This window comes from Luteibacter sp. P4_E6, assembly GCF_056401535.1.
Window position 1 is genome coordinate 1 of the sequence record NZ_JBFUJE010000599.1, and the last position, 2,236, is coordinate 2,236.

1 protein-coding gene is annotated in these 2,236 nt (G+C 64.2%); it reads right to left on the reverse strand.

Features of this window, described 5'->3' with window-relative positions:
• Positions 1-1,552 (reverse strand): type IV secretory system conjugative DNA transfer family protein (locus tag AC1DT2_RS21280; protein ID WP_477298566.1); only part of this gene is annotated, 1,552 nt, incomplete at its 3' end.
• Positions 1,553-2,236: the final 684 nt, after the last annotated feature.

Below are 2,236 nucleotides of genomic sequence, written 5' to 3' on the forward strand. Positions count from 1 at the left end.
GCATGGGCTCTCCTTGGATAGCGAAGGGTGGTGCGGGCGCACGGCGGCGTGTACCGACGACTCGGCAACGCAGGGGATGGGATAACAAGGGCGCGAAGACGACTTGCTCGCCGCGACGCAGCGTCAACAGTTGCTCGGTGCGTAATGCCTTGGCGTAGGTCGTCTGAGCGTTCGCATGGCGATAGGCCACGTGACGCGTCAACGCCGCCGCTTCGCGTTCCGCATGGACCCGTTCGCGCGGCGCATGCATGGCGATGACACCGAAGCGGCGCATCAGCGCCCGTTCCGCGTGGCCGTAGGACTCGAAGAGCGCGGCGACACTGCGCACCGAGGCTATACAACGAAGGCGCTCATCGGTGGACTGAAGGAAGGGCAATGCAGGCAGCAGATCCAGTCCGTGGACCACGACCAGTGCATCCTCGTGCGGCACCCGCTCACGCCACTGCGCCACCAGGGCCTCGATGATCGGTATCGCATCGTGCCGGCTGGCGTACGGAACATGCAGATACACCGTCGCCTGCGCTGGCGAGGTCAGTGACAACCCGGTGCCACGCGTTCCCGCGTCGATGTGTGTGTAAGCGAAAACGTTCAACGATCCACGCAGGCGCTCCGACGCCCGCGCCAGGGTGTCGTCGTCGAGTGCCACACACGCGCGCAGTGCATCGCGGGTCGCCATGCTCAGCATGGACTGCTTCGCGAGTTCCGAAAGAACATCGCGATCGAGGCGGCCATGGCTCAGCGCAAGCAGTCGCCAGAGGTCGCCCGGTGCCGGTGGCACGCGCTCGCCCGCCGCACGCAACACCTCGTCCACAGCGGCGATCAGGCCACGGAACACGGCTCGCACGTGACTGACGAGGACGCGATCCTCGCGATGCCGTTCGGGGTACCAGCACGCCGCCAACGCATCGAGGGCATCGTGGCGAAGCCCATCGCGCGTCCAGCTGTCGGCCAACGGATTCCAGGGTGCACCGCCACCGAACGGTGCGAGGCGAACGACCTCGCCCCTCGACGCGCGCCAGCCGGACGTCGCCTGATACATCGCGCCGTCCAGGTCGATGACCAGCACCGGTCCCCGAACCTCGCGTAAGGCACGCTTGAGGACGCCATGCGTCGCGGGATAATCCTGCGCGGCGAGCAAGAGGGACTCGCCCGCTGGCAGACGCAGGCGACGAAATCCGTAAGCGGTGAGGATGGGCTGATGAGACCGCATCCAGGTGCCGTCACGCGGCACTTCCGCAGGCTGAAGGAAAACGGGGACGCGGTGCAACGGTGCCAGTGCACGACCATGCCGCGAGGCAACGATCAGACAGACCACCCAAGTGAGTGGCGCAAGCATGAAACCGATACCACCCGCCCAGCGGATGCGCGTGGCGAATGGCGCGAAGGCCGGCAGATCGAGTGCCTGCCAATACGCATACGCCACGCCGTAGCTCAGCTGCTTGAAGGGCAGGCCTAACGTCATGAGGATGCATGCGCCAGCCAGATACGGTGCGATCGCCAGTGCACCGACACCTCCCAAGCCCGCTCCCCACCGCCATGACCGAGGCATCATGCCCATTCCCGCTGCATCCAAAACGCGGATGCTGCCACGGTCGGTCGAATCATTCGGCGCGATGATGATTCCGGCCCGCAAAACAAGGCATTTAGCTACATGGAAAGCTGCCGCGACGAAAGCAACAAGGTGAGGACTTTCGGAAAAATCCAGCACCTCACGTCAATTGCTGCGAGCACCTACAGACAACTCAACATTGTTTTGCTACGGTCGCCTCGTTGTCTGTGCATTCGCCTATGCATGCGTCACAGACAACCATCGCTCGATGCGGTGAGAAGCGCGGCCCGAGGGTGCTGAGAACACCCCCGAACCGCTGGCCACAATCAACTAAGCAGGAGTCAATCGTGATTGACATCGATCATACGGCAGTCGCTCGCCCGCCGAACCCCCCAGGCGGCATCCCCATCGGTTACCGGGACTTCTGCATCCGTCGCAGTACCGGTTGACGAAACGCGGCGACGCCGCTCCGTATCAGGTTATTGTCCGTTCCCACGAGGCCCCGAGCCACGCGGGCCGGCAGATCGCGTCGCCGCGAATCTCTTCGTCAATCACGCCACCCGGCGCCCGGACACGGGCCGTCGATGAACCCGCGAGTCCGCATGATCCGCGGCACGTCGCCCTGTGCGTCGTGCCGCAACTTGTCGATCGTGAGGTTATTCGTATGGAGCAAGCTATGGAAACGAC